Here is a 21,049-nt window from a genome sequence, read left to right on the forward strand (position 1 = left end):
CTACTCATCCGGTAATCCAATTTATGGGTTACCGGATTATCATTTAACGCTGTCACCTGCATATAAAAAATCAATAGAACGAGGATGTCATTAATGAGCAAATCTATATATGAGCAGTACATACAAGCCAAAGCGGATAACCCAGGCAAATACGCGCGTGATTTAGCGACACTAATGGGTATTTCAGAAGCGGAATTGACTCATAGCCGTGTGGGTCATGATGCAAAACGCTTACAAGGCGATGCCCGCACCCTACTGGCCGCATTGGAGGCGGTGGGGGAAGCCAAAGCTATCACCCGCAACACCTATGCCGTGCATGAGCAGATGGGCCGTTACCAGAATCAACATCTGAACGGTCATGCGGGTTTAATCCTTAACCCGCGTGAATTGGATTTGCGGTTGTTCCTCAATCAGTGGGCCAGTGCATTCACACTGTCAGAAGAGACACGCCACGGTGTGCTCCATAGTATCCAGTTCTTTGACCAGCAGGGTGATGCGTTACATAAAGTCTATGCTACTGAACAGACGGATATGGTGGCTTGGCAAGCCGTGCTGGCGAAGTTTATCAGTACAGAAAATCCAGCATTGCCATTAGAAGCACTGAGCACACCTGAAGTGGCCGAGCCAACAGTTGATGATGCCACCGTGGATACCGAATGGCGTGCCATGACCGATGTACACCAATTCTTCCAGTTGCTTAAGCGCAATAATTTGACCCGCCAGCAAGCATTCCGCGCCGTCGGGGATGATCTCGCCTATCGTGTTGATAACAGTTCACTGACACAACTACTGAATATCGCCCAGCAGGATCAGAACGAAATCATGATTTTTGTGGGTAACCGCGGCTGCGTGCAAATTTTCACCGGTTTAATTGAGAAAGTGGCCCCGCATCAAGACTGGATTAACGTTTTCAATAAACGCTTTACGCTGCATCTGATTGAAACTGCTATTGCTGAAAGCTGGATCACCCGTAAACCAACCAAAGATGGGTTTGTCACCAGTTTGGAACTGTTTGCCGCCGATGGTACCCAACTTGCTCAACTTTATGGTCAACGCACCGAAGGGCAACCAGAACAAAATCAATGGCGTGAGCAGATTGCCCTCCTGATCAATAAGGATATCGCTGCATGAGACTAAGGCTGCTGTCACTCCCTTTCATTCTGTCACTGAGCGCCGGTATTCTGCCGCTAAATACATTCGCCGCAGAACGTATTGTCACCATTGGTGGTGATGTAACAGAAATCGCCTATGCACTCGGTGCTGGTGGCGAGATTGTGGCTCGTGACAGTACCAGTCTACAACCGCAGGCAGTGCAGAAGCTGCCTGACGTGGGGTACATGCGAATGCTCAATGCCGAAGGGATTTTGGCGATGAAGCCGACCATGCTGTTGGTCAGCGAACTGGCTCAACCCTCATTGGTACTCAAACAGGTTGCCGACAGCGGGGTTAACGTGGTTACTGTACCGGGACAAACCACGCCGGAAAGTGTAACGGCGAAGATTAGTGCGGTCGCCACAGCGCTTCATCAGCCAGAACAAGGCCAAAAACTGATTAAAGACTACCAACAACGTTTAGCTGCGGTGAGCAGTACGCCACTGCCGGTAAAAGTGCTGTTTGTTATGAGTCACGGTGGCCTGACACCGATGGCTGCCGGTCAGAATACTGCCGCAGATGCCATGATCCGTGCCGCCGGTGGTAGCAATGCCATGCAAGGCTTTAGCCGCTACCGCCCACTGTCACAAGAGGGGGTTATCGCTAGTGCACCTGACTTATTGCTGATTACCAGTGCCGGTGTGAAAGCACTGGGTGGCAATGAGGGGGTCTGGAAATTACCCGGTATAGCCCTGACACCCGCGGGTCAACATAAGCGCCTGTTAGTGGTGGATGACATGGCATTACTTGGCTTTGGCTTGGAAACGCCGCAAGTGCTGGCGCTGCTGCGCAAAGGCATGGAACAAGCGCAATGAATTGCCGTATCCATCCACGCCTGATGCTGAGCATCTTACTGATGGTTCTAATCTTATTAGCACTCGGCTCGGCCAATATGGGGGCTTTGACGCTCTCGTTCCGTACCTTGTGGCATGCATCATTAGATGATGCTATGTGGCATATCTGGTTGAATATCCGCCTGCCGCGCGTGTTGTTGGCGGTGGTTGTCGGCTGCGCGCTGGCGGTTTCCGGTGCCATCATGCAAGGGTTATTCCGTAATCCGCTGGCTGATCCCGGCCTATTGGGTATCAGTAGTGGTGCCGCTTTGTGTGTCGGGCTAATTATTGTCATGCCATTCAGCCTGCCGCCACTATTAGCCCTTTATAGCCATATGGTCGGCGCGTTTATTGGCAGCCTGGCCATCTCAGCCATTATTTTTACCCTCAGCCGCTGGGGCCATGGCAACTTATCCCGCCTGCTACTGGCTGGTATCGCCATTAATGCGCTGTGCGGTGCGGCGGTCGGGGTGCTGACTTATATCAGTGATGACCAGCAATTACGCCAGTTCTCACTCTGGAGTATGGGGAGCTTAGGCCAGGCTCAATGGTCAACACTGATGGTGGCGGCTTCTCTGATCCTACCCGCCTGTGTTCTTGGATTATTACAGGCGCGTCAATTGAATCTGTTGCAGCTAGGAGATGAAGAGGCACACTACCTCGGTGTTAATGTACGCCAAGCCAAGCTGCGTTTGCTATTACTGAGCGCCATCTTGATCGGTGCCGCGGTGGCTGTCAGTGGAGTTATCGGTTTTATCGGGCTGGTCGTGCCACATCTTATCCGCATGCGTATCGGTGCTGACCACCGCTGGTTGCTGCCCGGTGCCGCACTGGGTGGGGCTTGTCTATTACTGACCGCCGATACTCTGGCCCGTACCTTAGTCGCCCCGGCTGAAATGCCGGTCGGGTTGATAACCAGCCTACTGGGTGGCCCTTATTTTCTATGGCTGATTTTACGTCAGCGGGAGCAACTCAGTGGTTGATATAGCAGGGATTAATATAGCTGGAGTTAATCAGGCAGTAACACCGCCGGCGTTATTAGAGGCTAATCAGCTCGCCTATCATGTGCAGGGCCAGAGGCTAATCAAGAATGTTTCGCTACAAATTGCCAGCGGCGAAATGGTAGCCATTATCGGGCCGAATGGCGCGGGGAAATCAACCCTGCTGCGCTTGTTAACCGGCTACCTCACCCCTTCTGATGGCGAATGCCAATTGCTCGGCAAAGATCTGAAGAGCTGGCAGCCGCAGGAATTGGCCCGTACCCGTGCAGTCATGCGGCAATACAGCAGTCTGGCTTTTCCATTTAGTGTTAGCGAAGTGATTCAGATGGGCCGAGCCCCTTATGGCGCGGCACAAAATAGGCAAGCTTTAGAAGAGGTGATGGCTCAAACGGACTGTTTGTCACTGGCACAGCGTGACTATCGCGCACTGTCTGGTGGTGAGCAACAACGGGTACAATTAGCCCGCGTATTAGCACAATTGTGGCAACCACAACCGACACCACGCTGGTTGTTCCTTGACGAACCGACCTCCGCATTAGATTTGTATCATCAACAGCATACCCTGCGCCTATTGCGCCAGCTCACCCACCAAGAACCCTTGGCGGTGTGCTGTGTGTTGCATGATTTGAATCTGGCCGCACTCTATGCCGATCGTATTTTGCTGCTAGCACAGGGCGAACTGGTGGCCTGTGGCACACCAGCGGAAGTGCTCAATGCCGAGACGCTGACTCGCTGGTATCAGGCAGATTTGGGGATTTCACGCCACCCTGAAACCGCACTACCACAGATCTATCTGCGCCAGTAAATGATACACATTGCGAGGCTCAAAGCGAGCGGCCAGTCAGACTGACGACAAATCACGATGATGCGATCTGAAGCCGTGAGAATAGAAAAAAGAGTAAAACGTCGCGCCTGGGATGGCGCAGCTCGAACCACCAAGGGCGATGTTACCATCTGCCTATTCTCTGCGCCGCCGGCACTTTGCCATTAACCTCACCCGTCTAAGGCTAGCTTTGCTTTTCTAACGCCACCTTCGGTTCTGCATCAGCCAACAATTCATAAATTGCCTTACCCACAATTTGCACTGCTCGTTCGATTTCTGCGGTCATTGGTTTGCTGTAGCTGAGCCGCAGGCAATTGCGGTATTTCCCTGAAGCTGAACTAATAAACCCAGCGGCAACCTGTACCCCCTGTGGTAATAAGCAGCGATTAAGCCGCAAGCTATCAAATCCATGAGGCAACTCGACCCAGAGCATAAAGCTGCCCTGCGGCCTGCTCAGACAGGTACTCGGTGGAAAGTATTTCATTACCCAACTGGTCATAATATCGCGGTTACGTTGATATTGGCGGCGCATCCGGCGCAAGTGCTGCATGTAATGCCCTTGCTTGATAAACTCAGCCATCGCCAGTTGTGGCAACGACGCCACCCGCCCAGCAGAAATATATTTCATGTGCAGCGCTTTCTCTAAATAGCGCCCCGGTGCAATCCAACCAATGCGTAAACCAGGTGCCACCGTTTTAGAAAAAGAACTGCACAGCAGTACCCGACCATCATCATCAAATGAGGCAATGGTCGGTGGGCGCGGGTATTGATAAGCCAACCCGCCATATACATCATCTTCAATAATCGCCACATCATAGCGCTGAGCTAAGGTCAGTAAAGCCTTTTTGCGTTCGGCCGGCATATTGTAGCCCAGAGGGTTATTGCAGGTTGGAGTAAGCTGAATCACTTTGATCGGCCATTGATCCAGTGCCATTTCCAATGCCTCCAGACTGATCCCCACCACCGGATCGGTCGGGATCTCAATCACCTTCATTCCCATCCCTTTCAGGGTTTGCATCGCACCGTGAAAACTGGGGGAATCGATAGCAACAATATCACCGGCCTGACAAACCGCCCCCAATGCGATAGCCAATGCGCCATGGCAGCCAGAAGTAATAATGATATTTTCAGCCGACTGATGATTACCGCTATCCAGCATCAGCCGGGCAATTTGCTCACGCAAAGCCGGGGTACCATAAATATTGTCGTACTCCAGCACTTCCTCGCTTTGGTGTAGGCTAATCCGGCTAAGCAATCGACTGAGTATTTTTAGTCCCGGCCCAGACAGGTCGGGCGAACCGACGCCCAAATGGATAACATTCGCTTGATCGCCCCTGGTCAAAAATGCCAGCGTATTTTCCCACTGTGATACCTCTACCGGCCGCTGGGCATGGGTGCATGTCGCCGGTAAGGAAGGCAGGTTTGAACTGCAACGCACGAAATAGCCCGATTTCGCGCGCGCTTCAATTAGCAGGCACTCTTCCAACTGCCGATAAGCCTGCTGGACGGTACTGATACTGACACCATGCTCGTCACTCAATACTCTGACAGAAGGCAGCCGCTCCCCTGCAATATACAGCCCCTCTTTAATCCGTTGACTAAGAATATCAGCCAGTTGTTGGTAACGAGTCATTGATATCACCTGATAAATTGAGTGGGACCAGTACAGATGGCGCTTATTTGTACCATTCAGTTTATATATCGCATATCTGTATGGAAATAATAGTCCCCATTTGCATCTGTAATGTTTTTCGCCAAAGTTTCATGCTAGTGGCTCACCTAATGACGGGGAGTCGATGATGAATAATATAATTGAAGATCAAATAGATGAATGTTGTTCGTCGGCTGCTCGAGCAACGAAAAGCCGCCACAATATTTTTATTCAAGTGTGGCTGAAAGCATACAGATACCTATACCAGTGCAATGAACGACGTAAAACCGCGAATACACTGTCAAGATTGAATTCAGATCAATTAAAGGATATTGGCCTAAGCCGGGATGATATCAAACGGGATTACAGCCGCCCGTTCTGGCGCTGAGTTAGGGTTCTCATGGCAGTAAATAAGCTTAAAGCTGAATAGACTGGCTTCGGTGTAATACCGTACCGAAGCCAGTATTATTAGTTAGAAATCATAACCGACGGTTGCCAGCACTGAGCGCTCAGCACCCCAGTAGCAATAAGAGGTGTTGTAACAGGCTGCGACGTATTTTTTGTCGGCGATATTATTCACATTCAATTGAACAAATGCCCCTTTCAACGACGCAGCCCAAGTGCCTAAATCAGCACGGACAGAGGCATCGCCCAGTGTATAAGAGGGTACGCGCAAAGTATTAGCATCATCAGCCCACTGCTTGCCAATATAGCGGATACCCGCACCAATATTGATGCCGTAACCTGCCTCATATTGCGCCCACAGTGATGCCATATTTGACGGTGCTAACACCGGTGTATTGCCATCATTACCATCAATAGCATCTTTGAATTTCACCCGATTATAGGTATAGCCCGCAATCACACTTAACCGGTCATTAACCTGGCTTCTGGCCTCCAATTCCAACCCCTGTGAATTAACTTTACCGGCTGGTACAAAATAGGTCGCCGGCACGGCACGGTTTGCCACATCATTTTGTGTCAGGTCATATAAAGCGGCGGAATAGAGTGAAGTGCTGCCCGGCGGCTGATATTTGATACCGACTTCATACTGCTCGCTGGTCATCGGTTTCAATAAGTTTTGTTGTGCATCCGGGAACAGACTTGGCGTGATGGCCTGGCTGTAGCTGACATAGGGTGAAATGCCGCTGTCGAAGCTATACAGTAATGCCGCGCGCCCACTGGCATGTTTATCGGTGCGTTCATCGGTACTATTGGCAGTCTTATTAATGTTTTCAGTTTTCATCCGGTCATAACGACCTGATAGATTCAGGTGCCAATTATCCAGCGTCATTTCATCTTGCAAATAGATGCCACTCTGTTCATAGCGGCGGTTTAAATAGGAGGTGTTGATGCCCGGAGTGGTCAACAGATAATCGCTATAAAGCGTGCTCCCCGCCGAAATACCGGTGTAAGGGTTCAGTGTGGTCGCAAAAGCGCTGTCGCTGCGCAGATTATTGCTGAACTTCTGGAAATCAAAGCCCAGCATCACTTTATGTTCAACTGCGGCGGTAGCAAAATCAGCACCCAGTTGGTTATCAATAGCAAACGCGTTGAGCGAGGAGTCCTCACCGGAATAATAGCGATTCATCAGAGTGCGATCGCTATTCCATCCTCCCTGATAAACCTGTTCTAACTGAGTATTGGAATGGGTGTAACTGGCATTCTGGCGGAATGACCAAACATCATCAAATTTATGTGAAAATTCATAGCTATAGATTTGCTGCCAACGTTTAAATACATTGTGGTTACTTTCGCCATCAAAGAAGCCACGGCTTAATTTCTGCCCATAGATGCTACCATCAGCCGGCACCGAACTGTGGTAACCACCAGAAGGGTCTTTTTGCAAATTAGCCCGCAATAACAAAGAGGTATTCTCATCCGGCTGCCACAACAATGAGGGTGCGATGGCATAGCGTTCTTCACGCTGATGGTCGTACATGGTGTCACTGTTACGGGTAATCCCGGTGAGACGAAACGCCCAATGCTCGGATATAGCATCGGTATAATCAAAGGCAACCGCTTGTGTATTGTTATTACCGGCCGTCAGGCGGAAATGGCCTTCAGAAGTAAACTGTGGGCGTTTAGATGTCATCATCACCACACCACCGGGGATACTCTGACCATACAGTGCCGAAGAGGGGCCTTTGATGACATCAATGCGCTCCAGGAACCACGGGTCTACTTGCAACACGTTAAAGCTGCCGCCGTCACTGAGTAAGCGCAGACCATCGAGGAAGGTATTGTTCACATCACCGCCATGGAAACCCCGCAGTGCGATGGTGTCATAGCGGTTGGCTCCGCCGGAAAAACCGGTGAACACGCCAGGAGTGTAATTCAGCGCCTGATTAATCGTAGCGACATTTTGGTCATCCATCTGCTGACGCGTCACCACCGATACCGCCTGGGCGGTAAGAATTAAGGGTTGATCAGTTTTAGTCGCCCCTTTGGTGGTTATCGCGGTGTAGCCCGAGGTCGGGAGATCAGCAGCATTACCTGCTTTGGCCGTGACTTCTATCGTATCTTCAGCCAGCGAAGCGAAAGGAATACACATCGCCAATGAACATAAAATAGCAGAACGCTTTATGACAAAAACCGAAAACATAGTTATCTTCCCCAGATAATTAGGCATATAAAATAGATGGTTATAATCAGCATCCATTGCTATTTCACAGCGCAATAATATTGCCTGCGTGCCACATATCGTGGGTCCATAAGTTCAGCGCACAATCTATTAAATGAGAGTGTTAATTTCAATGATAATTATTATCTTTATCATTTGAGTGAGGGGAGTAATTATCGGAGTAAGATTATTCCGTAAGGTGCAGAATGTGCCACAATGGCGGTCAGGCTGGCTTTAACAGCACACCTATCGGATTTTTGGGTTAATTGTGGCACTCACTTTCAGGCTGATCGGTTTTATGAAAAAGATTGGGTACGTTGTTGCACGTAGAAACTATCCGCTGCTGTGGCTGCTGCTAACGCTTATTTTTGCGTCAATATCAGGTACCAGCGTTGCCGCCATAGCATCAGATGCTACGGCTGAAAACAGTGAGGTGCCAGTAAAACCGGCAGTATCAGTACAACTGATTAGCCTACAAAAACAGTTGGATAAGCTGAAACAGAGTGTCTCTGCCAGTACCTCCGATAACCAGTTGAGTGTGCTAAACGAGACCGCACTGGCACTGGCGCGTGATGCTGATATCTTGATAGCCGACCTGAAGCCCAAGCGGGAACAACTGCAAACACAGTTGGAGGTTTTAGGCCCGTTACCTGCCGCCGGAGCATTGGCAGAGACCCCAGTAGTCGCCCAGCAGCGGCGGATATTGAATACCCGTAAAATCCAGTTAGATGGCCAGAATGATCAGGCCCAAGCTATCAAAACCAACGCGGAAAACCTGGCAACACAGATCATCGCGTTACGGCGCACCGCGTTGAAATCACAAATTGCCTTAAATTCTGGCAGCATTTTGGGTGCGAACTTCTGGGCACCGATCGTCAATCCCAATGTTGACGATGACCGCCGACTGAAAGATTTTACCCAAGAGCTGGCCGATGCCTGGAGCGCCGCCTGGGAACCCGAATGGCGTTTCGGCACCACGATGTATCTGCTGCTAGCACTCTTAATCAGCATATTTGGTTTTAAATTTCTCGATGTGCTGACCGCCTGGTTTTGTACCAAATGCTTACCACCAGGCCCGCTACGCCGCAGCTTTATGGCCTCAGCCACCACGCTTTGTACGGTGTTGATCACCGTCACAGTGGCGCAATGTATCACTCAAACCTTTACTCGCACGCCGGATGTCTCACAGGTAGTGATGGATTTTGCGCTGGCATTTGTTCAGCTCATGTTCTTCTCCGCTTTAATCGCGGGCCTTGGGCGGGCATTTTTATCCAACCAACGCCCCTCATGGCGGTTACCTGCCATCGCTGATGAAGTGGCCACATCACTGAGACTATTCCCCCCTCTGCTAGCCAGTTGCATCATGATTTTTGGTGCCCTTGATCAGATGAACAATATGATCAATATCAGTGTGTCTGGGGCAATTTTTAGTAATGGTATTTCGGCGCTGCTGGTGGCGCTTACTGCGGCGATTATTCCGTTACGTGCTAATCGGGTACGGCGTAATCTGGTGGTAAATGGCGAAAAACCTGAAGCCTATTCCACGCTAGCGGGATTGATTCATTTCGCCATCGGCATTACGGCAATAGCCATATTACTGTCATTGTTAGTCGGTTATATCGCACTGGCGAAATTCTTAAGTTACAAGTTGGTGTGGAGCTGTCTGGTCATCGCCTGTTTATATTTATTAGTTCATCTGTGTGTTGATTTGGCGGAAAGCATTTTCTCGCCCACCAGCAGCGCCGGTAAAGCCATTAAGCAATCACTGAATATTGATGACCGCCATTTAGCCCAGGCCGCAACGTTACTCTCCGCCTCCAGCAAAGTACTGCTGATATTGTTGGCTATTATCGCATTACTTAATGGCACCTTTGGTTCCACTACCCCGATTTCACTACTGCAAAAAGCGGTAGAGTTATTAAGTGGCGAAGGTCTGGAAAAATTAAATATTGTTCCCACTAACTTATTTAATGCGCTGGTTTGCTTACTGGTCGGTTTATACGTGCTCAAAGCCGCACGGCGTTGGCTGAATAATGAGTTCTTGCCACAAACCCAGATGGATTCCGGTATAAAGACCTCGGCGGTAACGCTTTTCAGTAACATCGGTTACGTGCTGGTGATTCTACTGACCTTATCGGTACTGGGTATCCAATGGAATAAATTAGCCTGGATTGTCAGTGCACTGTCGGTGGGTATCGGCTTTGGCTTGCAGGAGATTGTGAAAAACTTTATTTCCGGCATTATTTTGCTGACCGAACGGCCAGTCAAAGTGGGGGATTTGATCAGTATCAGTGGGGTTGAAGGGGACATTCGCCGCATCAATGTTCGCGCTACTGAGATCCAACTCAGTGACCGCTCAACAGTTATTGTCCCGAACTCCCAATTGATTTCGCAGAATGTGCGTAACGCCACCATGGCTAATGCTCAAGGGGTGGTGACCATTGCCCTGACCTTCCCACTGGATTTGGATGTTGAACTGGCACAGGCACTGTTGATAGAAGCTTATGAAGAACACGAGTCGATACTTGATACCCCGGCTCCATCAGTGAAATTCAGTCAGTTAAGCCCGGACGGTATTGTCCTCAGTGTGACCGGTCTAGTCCCCAGTCCACGAATGGTCAGTAATACCAAAAGCTCTTTGTTATTCAGCATATTAAAACGGCTTAGGGCCGCAGGCGTGTCTCTTGCGGTGGCAACACCCAGCAAAACCGCAACTGAGTTGAACTAATCGGGTAGACCATGAGTATTATTAATAACAATAATGCTCATGGCCACCTAATCACTTATTTCGCCTCACTCAAACTAAACATTTTCAGATTACACCCCGGCCACTGAGCAGATAAGGCATTAACCCCAAAGGAAAAATCAGAGCCATAGACTTACTTATCTCAGCGCTGAATCAAATAACGAATCGTAGGGCCGTCCTGCTGAATATCCAGCACGGTATAGCCGTAGTTTCGCGCATCCAATGGGATATTATTAATCGATTGCGGACAGTCGCTGATCACTTCCAGAATTTCGCCCGGCTTCAGTTGCGGCATGGCTTCTAGCGTCGCCACCGCGGGATATGGGCACGGTTCACCCACCATATCTAAGCGGTAATCAGGTACGATGACGGTCGTTGTCGATGAGGAATGACTCATAGTAGCTCCTTAGCCAGAACGGATGTGGCCGCTTTCTGTTTACGGAAGAAACGTTTTTCCCACCACAGCATGGCAGCAAAGGCAATGGCTAACATCAGGTAAGTCACCAACAATCCGCCTATTGGCCCGAAGATCTGCAACAAGTTCACCTTGTCATAATTGGTCGCCAAAGCAGGGGCGAAATCATCCCAATAATAGGCCAAAATGGTCGCGCCGATAATGTTACCCAGCCCCACCCACCAATAATGAATCTGCCCTTCGACCGCGCGATACATCCAGCCGGTTTCACAGCCTCCGGCCAGCACGATACCGAAGCCAAACAGCAAACCGCCAATCACCGCGTTCGGCCCGGCCCACAAAATCTTAGGTGCTACCCCCAGTTGGACATAACTGAAAATACCAATCGCACTGACCGCCATCCCAAGAATAATGGCCTTTGCCATGTGAGTACGCCCGGTTATCCACAAGTCACGGAACGCAGAGGTAAAACAAATTTGCGCACGTTCAATCAGCAAGCCAAAACCAATACCGCACAACATGGCGATGCCCAGTTTTGGGTGACGGAACAGCTCAATCAACGACCAGCTTAGTGCCAGAACAAACACCACCATACCAAGACGAAAACGGCGTGCGGCGCGGGCCGGATGCTGCGTCAAGGGCGATGCAGCCGTCACTTTTTGTAACTTTACCGGAATGCGAAACAGAGGTAACAGCGTAAATTTGGCACCAAAGTAGGAGCCGGCCGCCGTCGCAAGGGCAAAGAACCAGGCATGTAGTGAAAACTGTGGAATCCCGGTAAAGAAAGCCGCCAAATTGCAGCCCATCGCCAGACGCGCACCAAAACCCGCAATAATGCCGCCAACCAGCGCTTGTGCGATGCGAATACCGTGTTGAGGCTTGCGCAACTTAACGTTGTTAGCCCACAGAGCCGCCGCGATACATCCGGCAAACATGCCGATAATCATCATGCCATCAATACGATCTAACGGCGTCCCCTCCAATCCGATAACTTTAAAGTAACCCCACTCTTGCGGATGCGCGCCAAACAACTGCATGAGGTGGCCTCCCCAGCGGGTAAACTCGCCAGTCACCGCCCAGAAGGTACCAGTTAAGCCGAAGTAATAAGTCGATAAGATACCAGCAGCAATGACCGCTGGTAGTGGCGCCCAAAAGCGCACCAGATATTGAGATTTAAATACTTGCCAGCTCACACTGATACCTCCAAATAGATACAGTCACTTGCGATATCAAGACTATTCGCGGCGACGATAAAATAGACCTAGATATAATAAGCCAATTATCCATTCAATGAAGTATGTTGTGACGTAAGTTAGATGTTAATCAAAGGTTACGTCAGTAACAGTGCCGGAGAGGCAGGAAACATCCACGATCAGCTATCTTCACCCGCTGGCAGCTGGTAATCCAATGCCAATGCCAAGCGCAGGATAGCCGCCACCGGCTCGAAGAATTGCTCTGGTATGGTATCGCCACAGGCTACATCGCGGTGTAATGCCCGTGCCAGCGCAATATTTTCCACCACCGGGATACCCTGCTCCTCTGCTAATGCAATGATCAGCCCGGCCTGTTCGCCATGACCCTTTTCAATCACTACGGGCAAGGGTGCATCATCAGCGTGATAAAACAGGCAAACCGCAAAATGGGTGGGATTACGGACCACTGCTGTAGAGCGTCTGACGTTTTTTGCGAAACTGCCACTTTGCACTTCATGCTGTAACTGTCGGCGTTTCTGCTTGATGTGTGGGTCTCCGTTGCTGTCTTTATGTTCCCGCTTGATTTCTTCCAGAGACATTTTGAGTTGTTTCATGGTGTTATAGCGTTGAAAGGCATAATCCATCAAAGAGAAAACCACATAACAGGCAACCAGAGCACCCAGTAGCCAGCTCATTAATGTGGCAAAGACGGGGATCGCACAGCGACTTCCGCAGTAAGCCAGATAACCAAAAGAAACCGCATAGTGCAGCAATAAATAGCCGAAAATCAGTGTGAGCACCCCTACTTTCAATAATGACTTGGTCAGTTCAAACACACTGCGCAGTGAGAATAGTTGTTTGGCATTATTGATTGGATTGATATGTTCGCCTTTAAACTCTACCGCTTTGGTTGCCAATAACGGCCCGATTTGCGCGATACCGGCCAGAATGGTGACTAAAATCAGCGCACCGCCTAATATCCCCATAATATGAATAAGTACTGCCATGCACTCCGCACCAATGCGGGCCAGTGCCATGGCCAACGGTTGTTGTAATTGGCTGATGGAGCTACGGATAAGTACTATGGCCTGATCGACCAACGTGTAGCCTGTCAGGAGAAAGTAAACCACCAGCACCACTAACTGGGCGCCGGAGGTTATCTCAACACTTTTAATCACCTGCCCTTTCTCCCTGGCTTCCTTCAGGCGTTTCGCGGTAGGTTTTTCATTCTTTTCACTGCTCTCACCCCCCATCAGCAGCCCCATTTATCAGCGGGATAAGTGTGTTTATCTTCTGTTCGGTCTGGTTAATCCCCACCAGATAGTGATGTAGGGCATAAGGCAGGCTAATCAGCAATAAAAGCAGGGCCAATGCACTTTTAATCGGCATCGCCAGAAAGAAAACATTCAGTTGTTGTGCCGAGCGATTGATTAATCCTAAAGATAAATCAGCTAATACCATCACCAGCATCGCGGGTAACGCAAAGCTCAGACAGAGTTCCTGCATCAGTAGCCACTCACTTTGTAGGAAGTGCAGCATTGCTGATGAGGGGCGAATACCACTGCCAGCAGGCAGAATGTCATAGGAGCTGTAGAGTGCTGCCAGCACCAGATTGAAACCGCCAGATAATAAAAACAGTACGGTTAATATTTGCGTAAACAACACACCATAAATAGACGATTCCATGCCCATACTGGGGTTAAACAAAGTGGACATGGTGGCACCACGCAGAGTATCAATCAGGAACCCCGCCATATCGATGGCCCAGAAAGGCAGCGCCGCGACAAAGCCAATCATCACCCCAATCAATAGCTCAACACACAGCACCCCAAACCAACCGATGAGGCTATCGTGGGTTATCAGTGGCAGGGAGAAAAACAGTGGTGTGACCGGCAAAGCGATGGCAAAAACCAGGCCGTTACGCAATAAGCTACTGCCCAGACTGCGCGCAGTAAACAGGGGTAATATCAGCAACATGCCGTAAGGGCGCATCATCGCCAACCCCAGCGCCTCGAGCCAGTACAGAGAGTCTGGCATCTCAGGACCGCATACTGGTGATTTGCAAAAAGGTCTGCTGGGTATAATTCAGCAGTGTCGACCCCATCCAATGGTAGGTAATCAATAACGTGGCGGACACCGCCAGTAATTTAATCAAAAACTGTAATGTCTGATCCTGGATTTGGGTGAGCGCTTGCAACAAACTGACAATTAACCCGACCACGGAGGCCACTACCACTACTGGCATCGAGAGCAGTAAAACTATCCACAACAGTTGGGTCGCCAGATGAACAACAATGGCATTGCTCATTGATGCAGCCCTCGGTGGAGAATCATAAGTACGACCCCACTAACTGACCTAGCAGCAATCCCCAGCCGTCAATAAGAATAAAAATCAATAGTTTGAATGGGAGTGAAATGGTAATGGGTGACACCATCATCATGCCCATGGCTAACAGAATATTGGACACAATTAAGTCGATCGCCACAAACGGCAAGTAGAGCAACAAACCGATTTTGAATGCTTCTGTCAGTTGGGTTAGCGTAAATGCAGGCATTAATATCAACAGTGAATTGGGTTTTACACTATTGCGATAGCGTTCGGGCCATTTGGTTTGGACGATATCGTTAAAAAAGGTGACTTGTTCTGTATCGGTATTACGTTGCAAAAAATCGCGGTATGGCACCAGTGCATGATCATCAATATGTTGTAGCAAAGCGCCAATATCGTTGGGTAGCGGCTCATCTTGCAGTCGGGCGTGCACATCTAAGCCAACCGGTGCCATGATGAAAATAGTTAACACCAAGGCCAGCCCGTAAATAGCGATATTAGGGGGCACCTGCTGAACACCCAACGCATTGCGTAACAAAGAAAAAACTATCGATAGTTTGAGGAATGAGGTGCCCATCACCATCAGCAGTGGCAGCACCGACAGCAAAAAAAGTAGGACAATCAATTGAGAGGACGAATTCAGTAACTCCATAATCGGTTCCGCAAAAGGCTGGCCTGTTGAGTAAAAACAATACCCACAGTATTTGCCCAGCCCGCCTTAGCCGGAATCAGGTCATGACCTGAATAACCTCAGAGCCTCAGCCCAACAGCGCCGCATTATCAAGGGTGAGCGGTGAGAAACCATTGCTCAATCCGCACAATCAACTGCTCATCACAACACAACAGGCTGCCACTGCCGACCGATTGCCCATGCAAACGAATATTCACTTCACCGTAGAAGGCGGTTTTACAGTCCAGTGTTTGCCCGACGGCTAACTGCTTGATATCACTCAGCGGCAGTGTCAGCCGCCCTATTTCCATGACGAGTGTCTGCGGTAATTGCTCTAGCGCCACCGCCGGTGGCTCTTGGGTCACCGTGGCAATATCCAGCGCCAGCAACCGGTCAATATCGTCATTAACCTGTTGAATTGTCACTTTGTTTCCATCCTCTAATTTGATATAAATCTGCGCGGATGACCTCTGCCATAACCAACAATTCCCCTGTTCCAGTTCAGCGGCCGCCAGTATCCGCACCCCCTCTCCAGGCCTGATTTGCTGTAACTGGTGTAAGGATAAATGACTCCAACCAACCACTAAGCCAGCTTGCCAGACAGCATCTTGCTGGGCTGGCAGCGCCTCACTCTGCCAGTGGGATAACCTTGCTATTAATGCCACCGGCGGCCAGTTACACAGCACGACACTGAGTTGCTGCCCTTCCAGTTCGAAAGTCAGCCCCACCGCCCACTGCGTCAGCAGTGTCATCGCCTGAGGCGGCGTGCCATGAATGACCAACTCAGGTAGCGATGCAAGCAGTGGACTGACGGCCCAATGCGCCATTGCATTCACCAATTCTGCCGCCAGAAGAGGGGCATCATCCGTTGCCAGCGTATAAGCCAGCCAGTGCTGCCAACATGACTGCGATAACCACAAGCCACATTCCTGCCCGTTAAATTGCAATGGCAGATAAACCCCCTCGCCCCCAGCTTTGATGAAGGTTGCAGACACCCCAGCCGAATGCCGCCCATGACCAATCACGGCGCTGAGTTGGCGTAATTCAGCCGTCAGACTCTCGAACATGGATGACCTCCAACCAGCAGGGAAAGCCTAACAAGTGCAGTTGCCGTTGCCAGCGCGACTGTATACGTTGCAAACGTTCAACCAATTCACCATTGGCGTGGCTGAGCACAATAGTTAAGCCCTGAACAGCCAGGCTGACACTGACGCGTGTCCCACGCAACGGCCCACTGGCAATACAGTAATCAGTGGATATCAAGCCACGATCTCTCACCGTGGTAATTGCATCGGCCATCTCCGCCATGGGAAGAACGCGCGGAGAGAGATAACGGGCAAATTGCTGTTTTTGTCTCTCATTACCGACTAGCCGCTGCGAATAACCGTCCAAATAATGCTCACTGAGCAGAGGTAATGCACCTTCAATATCGATTCGACTCATCTTTTATTAACATCCGTAATTTTTCCTGTTCACGCTGATTACTCCGTATCAGCGCCTGTTGTGCTGCTATAGCGCTCCGTTGTTGCAGCCCCAGAGCGTGCAACGCGCTAATTTGCTTTTGCTGCTGCCGCTCCGCCTGATACACCTGATGTTGTAAAACTCTCTGCTGATCCGCTTGCGCGGGGAGCAACCTACCGCGCCATTGCACAAGTTGTTGTAACTGCTGACATAACTGGTAGCGTTCGCGACGGCACTGTATCAATTGCAGTTCCTGCTGCTGTTGTTCTTGCTGCCAACGGAACAGTTGTTGGCGTAACCGGCGCTCCTTGCGTTGCCGTAAACAGAGCAAGCGCTGCAAAATATCCAGCGCGGGGTGGTTCAATTGATTATTTGGCCGAGTTGTTCCAAGGTGTGGTTGAGGCTGACGGCGTCGGAATGGCACGATAAGGCGTTCTCCTGTTGCAAAAAGGCGCAGACCTTCGGGTAACGTTGCAGTGCGTCATCAGCCTGCGGGTCTTGCCCCGCCTGATATTCACCCACGCGAACCAACAGTTCGATCTCTTGATAGCAGGCTTGTATTTGGCGCAATTTCTGTGCCAGCGCCAGATGTTCTACCGTGACGATTTGCGGCATGATACGGCTAACACTGGCGGCGATATCGATAGCCGGATAGTGCCCGGCACCGGCCAGTCGGCGGGATAGCACAATGTGCCCATCCAACAGCGAACGCACCTCATCAGCCACCGGCTCATTCATATCGTCCCCTTCCACCAGTACGGTGTAAAAAGCGGTGATACTGCCGCATTCACTGTTACCGGCCCGTTCCAATAAGCGGGGTAATGCCGCAAAGACGCTGGGAGGGAAGCTGCCCGCCGCAGGCAGTTCACCGGCCGCCAGCCCTATTTCTCGAGCCGCTCTGGCATAGCGGGTTAGCGAATCCACCATTAACAACACTTTCAACCCGCGCTCACGGAAGTATTCGGCCACGGTAGTAGCAGTATAAATACCCTTCAGCCGCTCCAGAGCCGGACGATCAGAGGTTGCGACTACCACTACGGTGCGAGCACGGGTTTCAGAGGTGAGCACCTGGTCAAGAAACTCCCGCACTTCACGGCCACGTTCACCAATTAACGCCAACACCATGACATCCGCATTGCTGCCCGCACAGAGCATACTCAGCAAGCTACTTTTCCCGACCCCTGCAGCCGCAAAAATACCGACTCGCTGCCCCTCACCGCAGCTCAATACGCCATCAATGGCCCGGATCCCGGTGGTCAGTATTTGCCGAATCGGCTGGCGGGTTAGTGGCTCCGGGGGTTGGCAATCCAACTCACGCCAATGCCCGATAACCGGAGGGCCGCCATCCATGGCGACCCCCAAACCATCCAAAACCCGCCCAACCAGTGATGGCCCCACCTTGACACGGTGGGTATGCCCAAGTGGTGACACCCACTGACCGCTGCGCAAACCGGCTGAAGAGGCGAATGGCGATAGCAACGCGGTCTGTTGTTCAATAGCTACCACTTCGGCCAGCATGTCCGGTGACGCAATACGGCATAACTCCCCCAGCGCCACACCGGGCAGATTGGCGCGTAATAGGGTTGGGCCAACATCCAGTATTGGCCCGCGATAGGCCATACCATCCGGCGGCAGAGACGATAAGCGCAATTGCTGATGCAACTGAGCACTTAGTGTTGGACTATCAGGCAGCTTCATCAAGTTCATCACCAATCAACTCAATAGTGCCTGCCACCTTGATATTCATCTCATCACCCAATTCCTGCCAGGAAAGTACCGGCAGCGTGAAAATATCCCGCTCAACTATTTTGCGCAGAAAACGCCGTACATCGATGGCGGTCAGCAGGACAACATCACTGTTTTGTGCAACAGCGGCTTTTATCTTGTCGAGGATCAAGCATGAGTGTTTATCGGCTAACGCCGAGTAAGCACCCGCAGAGGTTTGGCGAATAGATTCACGAATCAAGTTCTCAGCCCCCTCTCCCAGCCGCAATACCGGTAACCAGACGCTGTTTTTACTGAACCGGCGACACACATGGCGGCGTAAGGCGATGCGCACGTACTCGGTTAACATGACACTGTCTTTCTCTTTCGGTGCCCAGACCACCAGCGCGCCGAAAATGGCGCGCAAATCCCGGATCGACACATCCTCCTCCACTAGCCGTTGCAGTATCTCCGCGACTTTGCCCAGCGGCATCTGGCGCTGTAGTTCTTTCACTAATTCCCCGTAACGCCCTTCCATCGCATCCATCAGATAACGGGTTTCCTGCACACCAATAAATTCAGCCGTATGTCGCTCAAATACCCGTGTCAGGCAAGAGATAATACGTTTATGCCCTTGTACATATGGGATGCCCAAGATGCTGGCATGGCTGCCCTGATCTGCAGCTAACCACTCAAAAGTGCCCATTCTGCTGCCTAACCTTTGGCTGCGCGTCTCTAGCTGGGCACTGGGCTGAGTCAGTAGCAAATCATCTGATGGTAATGTCAGTTCCAGCACTTGCTCCTGATAGACCCGGATCGATAAGCTGTTCTCAATCAAGGTAGGATCACTGCGGATCTCCACCTCCGGCAATGGCACGCCAAGATGCTCAAACCAGCGCCAACGCAAGCTATCAATATCTCGGGCCAACTCGGGATAATCCAGGTTGGTCGCACAATGCAACATCAAAGGTATCGCACCTGGTGTCATTGCATGGTCCGCAGATAAGCCACTGTCACCAGCCCCCGTTACCGTACCTCTGTGCCGTATTGACTGATTCTTGCGATAGAGTAAAAAGGCAGGCGCGGCCACCAGCGCCGCCAGTATGATAAAGATCAGGAATGGAAAACCGGGTAACAAAGCAAAAACAGTCAGGATGGCGGCGGCTAACCATAAAGCATCTGGCTGACGCCCCACTTGTACCGCCAGATCTTTAGCCAAACTCTGCTTATCGCCGCCAGGAACGCGGGTCACGATAATCCCAGCAGTAATGGAGATAAGTAACGATGGGATTTGGGCACATAGCCCATCGCCAACCGAGAGCACCGCATAGGTGATCATCGCCTGTTCCGCCGACATATTATGTTGCAGCACACCGATGGTGATGCCGCCAATAATATTCACCAGAATGACAATAATCCCGGCAATAGCATCGCCTTTAACGAACTTCATCGCGCCGTCCATCGCCCCAAACAACCGGCTCTCTCTTTGCACCCTCTCCCTTAGCCGCCCAGCCTCGGCCGCATCAATCACGCCCGCCCGCATATCACCATCAATACTCATTTGCTTACCGGGCATGCCATCAAGCGAGAAACGGGCGCTGACCTCTGCCACTCGCTCTGAGCCTTTGGTAATCACGATAAACTGGACCACGGTGATAATAGTAAAAATGATCAACCCCACAGCCAGATTACCGCCAACCACAAACTGACCGAATGCCTCGACAATTTCACCGGCATCATGCTGGAGCAGCACTAAGCGCGTAGTACTGATAGTCAACGCCAAGCGATAGAGTGTGGTAATCAGCAATAACGACGGGAAAACCGAAAATTCGAGCGGATCGCGCAGGTAAATCGAGATCATGAGCAGGATGACCGAGAAAGCCAGATTGATCGCAATCAGCAGATCTACCAACACGGTTGGCAGCGGCAGGATCATCATAAAGATCGCTACCAACAGCATGATCGCCAGAAAAATATCCTGCCGCGCAGTTATCATCAGCAAGCCACGTATCAACGCCGATTGCCTCATGGACATGCTCCCGGCAGTCGGCACAGCAAGGCACACTGCTGCCGGTAGAGCTGATACCAAAACTCAGCATCGGACAATGCTGGCGGGGAGCAACTGACCATAATACCCATTTTCAGTAAGTAGATACGCTGTGGCACGCCATTAAATCGCTCAAGCCGCCAGCATTGCTGGAGCCGCAGCAGATCGTCATGGTTGTAGTGCCGTTGTTGTAAACCGCAAGTTAGCAGTAACCTTGATGCTCGCCACTCAAGGAAAATAATCCGTTTTTCTATCTGCCACTGCATGCGAGAGGTGATTGCCGAGCAGGGCAATTCCGCCATGCGGATAAACAATTGAAGGTTACGGGTAACAACTAAATCCATCTCCATAACCAATGTCCTTTTGATGCAACTTTTCGCTATACATAATAGATTTCAAAA

20 protein-coding genes are annotated in these 21,049 nt (G+C 50.7%); 6 read left to right on the plus strand and 14 right to left on the minus strand.

Annotated elements, in window-relative coordinates; translation table 11 throughout:
• Positions 1-93: 93 nt before the first annotated feature.
• From V2A84_RS17275 to V2A84_RS17290, 4 genes are read left to right on the plus strand one after another with little or no spacing between them, the layout of a single operon-like run.
• The gene (locus V2A84_RS17275; RefSeq protein ID WP_442848993.1) at positions 94-1,131 is read left to right on the plus strand and encodes a hemin-degrading factor; all 1,038 of its coding nucleotides are present in this window, start codon (positions 94-96) and stop codon (positions 1,129-1,131) included.
• Positions 1,128-1,967 carry a heme/hemin ABC transporter substrate-binding protein gene (locus tag V2A84_RS17280; protein WP_083161069.1) on the plus strand — a complete coding sequence of 280 codons (840 nt, stop codon included), beginning with the start codon at positions 1,128-1,130 and terminating at the stop codon, positions 1,965-1,967. The genes V2A84_RS17275 and V2A84_RS17280 overlap by 4 nt, the downstream gene beginning before the upstream one ends.
• Complete coding sequence (locus V2A84_RS17285) at positions 1,964-2,968, plus strand: FecCD family ABC transporter permease (RefSeq protein WP_083161071.1); 1,005 nt, start codon at positions 1,964-1,966, stop codon at positions 2,966-2,968. The genes V2A84_RS17280 and V2A84_RS17285 overlap by 4 nt, the downstream gene beginning before the upstream one ends.
• Before the next feature lie 16 nt (positions 2,969-2,984).
• Positions 2,985-3,791 (plus strand): heme ABC transporter ATP-binding protein, encoded by an 807-nt coding sequence (locus tag V2A84_RS17290; protein WP_083163925.1) that lies wholly within the window; start codon positions 2,985-2,987, stop codon positions 3,789-3,791.
• A 202-nt stretch (positions 3,792-3,993) separates the two neighbouring features.
• On the opposite strand, the gene V2A84_RS17295 is transcribed toward V2A84_RS17290, so the two are convergent.
• A complete protein-coding gene (locus tag V2A84_RS17295) occupies positions 3,994-5,442 on the minus strand; it encodes an aminotransferase-like domain-containing protein (RefSeq protein WP_083161073.1) in 1,449 nt (482 codons plus the stop codon).
• A gap of 166 nt (positions 5,443-5,608) precedes the next feature.
• Between V2A84_RS17295 and V2A84_RS17300 the strand changes: the two genes are divergently transcribed.
• On the plus strand, positions 5,609-5,848 hold the full coding sequence (locus tag V2A84_RS17300; RefSeq protein ID WP_083163927.1) for a DUF1127 domain-containing protein: 240 nt from the start codon (positions 5,609-5,611) through the stop codon (positions 5,846-5,848).
• An 84-nt stretch (positions 5,849-5,932) separates the two neighbouring features.
• On the opposite strand, the gene V2A84_RS17305 is transcribed toward V2A84_RS17300, so the two are convergent.
• Positions 5,933-8,065, minus strand: a complete 2,133-nt coding sequence (locus V2A84_RS17305) for a TonB-dependent siderophore receptor (protein WP_083163929.1) — start codon at positions 8,063-8,065, stop codon at positions 5,933-5,935.
• Between the two features lie 286 nt (positions 8,066-8,351).
• Here V2A84_RS17305 and V2A84_RS17310 point away from each other — a divergent pair, with 286 nt between their 5' ends.
• Positions 8,352-10,811 (plus strand): DUF3772 domain-containing protein, encoded by a 2,460-nt coding sequence (locus tag V2A84_RS17310; RefSeq protein ID WP_102970490.1) that lies wholly within the window; start codon positions 8,352-8,354, stop codon positions 10,809-10,811.
• Positions 10,812-10,971: 160 nt separating this feature from the next.
• Here V2A84_RS17310 and yedF read toward each other — a convergent pair whose 3' ends face one another.
• The 12 genes from yedF to V2A84_RS17370 all read right to left on the minus strand — a co-directional run bounded on the left by yedF (position 10,972) and on the right by V2A84_RS17370 (position 20,998).
• Positions 10,972-11,226 (minus strand): sulfurtransferase-like selenium metabolism protein YedF, encoded by a 255-nt coding sequence (gene yedF / locus V2A84_RS17315; protein WP_083161077.1) that lies wholly within the window; start codon positions 11,224-11,226, stop codon positions 10,972-10,974.
• A complete protein-coding gene (gene yedE / locus V2A84_RS17320; protein ID WP_083161079.1) occupies positions 11,223-12,437 on the minus strand; it encodes a selenium metabolism membrane protein YedE/FdhT in 1,215 nt (404 codons plus the stop codon). The genes yedF and yedE overlap by 4 nt, the downstream gene beginning before the upstream one ends.
• Before the next feature lie 179 nt (positions 12,438-12,616).
• A complete protein-coding gene (locus V2A84_RS17325; protein ID WP_083161081.1) occupies positions 12,617-13,690 on the minus strand; it encodes an EscU/YscU/HrcU family type III secretion system export apparatus switch protein in 1,074 nt (357 codons plus the stop codon).
• Positions 13,680-14,474: a type III secretion system export apparatus subunit SctT gene (gene sctT / locus V2A84_RS17330; RefSeq protein ID WP_442848994.1), complete on the minus strand. Its 795-nt coding sequence runs from the start codon at positions 14,472-14,474 to the stop codon at positions 13,680-13,682. Before sctT ends, V2A84_RS17325 begins: the two co-directional genes overlap by 11 nt.
• A 1-nt stretch (position 14,475) precedes the next feature.
• Positions 14,476-14,745 (minus strand): EscS/YscS/HrcS family type III secretion system export apparatus protein, encoded by a 270-nt coding sequence (locus tag V2A84_RS17335; protein WP_050085721.1) that lies wholly within the window; start codon positions 14,743-14,745, stop codon positions 14,476-14,478.
• Positions 14,746-14,767: 22 nt separating this feature from the next.
• Positions 14,768-15,418 (minus strand): type III secretion system export apparatus subunit SctR, encoded by a 651-nt coding sequence (gene sctR / locus V2A84_RS17340; RefSeq protein ID WP_083161085.1) that lies wholly within the window; start codon positions 15,416-15,418, stop codon positions 14,768-14,770.
• Positions 15,419-15,546: 128 nt separating this feature from the next.
• Entirely contained in the window at positions 15,547-16,503 is a 957-nt protein-coding gene (locus V2A84_RS17345; RefSeq protein WP_083161087.1) for a YscQ/HrcQ family type III secretion apparatus protein, read from the minus strand.
• The gene (locus V2A84_RS17350) at positions 16,481-16,879 is read right to left on the minus strand and encodes a hypothetical protein (RefSeq protein WP_083161089.1); all 399 of its coding nucleotides are present in this window, start codon (positions 16,877-16,879) and stop codon (positions 16,481-16,483) included. Before V2A84_RS17350 ends, V2A84_RS17345 begins: the two co-directional genes overlap by 23 nt.
• Positions 16,860-17,261 carry a type III secretion protein gene (locus V2A84_RS17355; protein WP_372569843.1) on the minus strand — a complete coding sequence of 134 codons (402 nt, stop codon included), beginning with the start codon at positions 17,259-17,261 and terminating at the stop codon, positions 16,860-16,862. Before V2A84_RS17355 ends, V2A84_RS17350 begins: the two co-directional genes overlap by 20 nt.
• Positions 17,258-18,595, minus strand: a complete 1,338-nt coding sequence (locus V2A84_RS17360; protein WP_442848995.1) for an EscN/YscN/HrcN family type III secretion system ATPase — start codon at positions 18,593-18,595, stop codon at positions 17,258-17,260. Before V2A84_RS17360 ends, V2A84_RS17355 begins: the two co-directional genes overlap by 4 nt.
• Positions 18,582-20,630, minus strand: a complete 2,049-nt coding sequence (locus V2A84_RS17365; RefSeq protein ID WP_442848996.1) for an EscV/YscV/HrcV family type III secretion system export apparatus protein — start codon at positions 20,628-20,630, stop codon at positions 18,582-18,584. Before V2A84_RS17365 ends, V2A84_RS17360 begins: the two co-directional genes overlap by 14 nt.
• On the minus strand, positions 20,627-20,998 hold the full coding sequence (locus tag V2A84_RS17370) for a type III secretion system protein (RefSeq protein ID WP_083161093.1): 372 nt from the start codon (positions 20,996-20,998) through the stop codon (positions 20,627-20,629). The genes V2A84_RS17365 and V2A84_RS17370 overlap by 4 nt, the downstream gene beginning before the upstream one ends.
• Positions 20,999-21,049 lie beyond the last annotated feature (51 nt).

The organism is Yersinia sp. 2553 StPb PI (assembly GCF_052217105.1).
In the GTDB taxonomy this organism is placed as follows: Bacteria; Pseudomonadota; Gammaproteobacteria; order Enterobacterales; family Enterobacteriaceae; genus Yersinia; species Yersinia enterocolitica_E.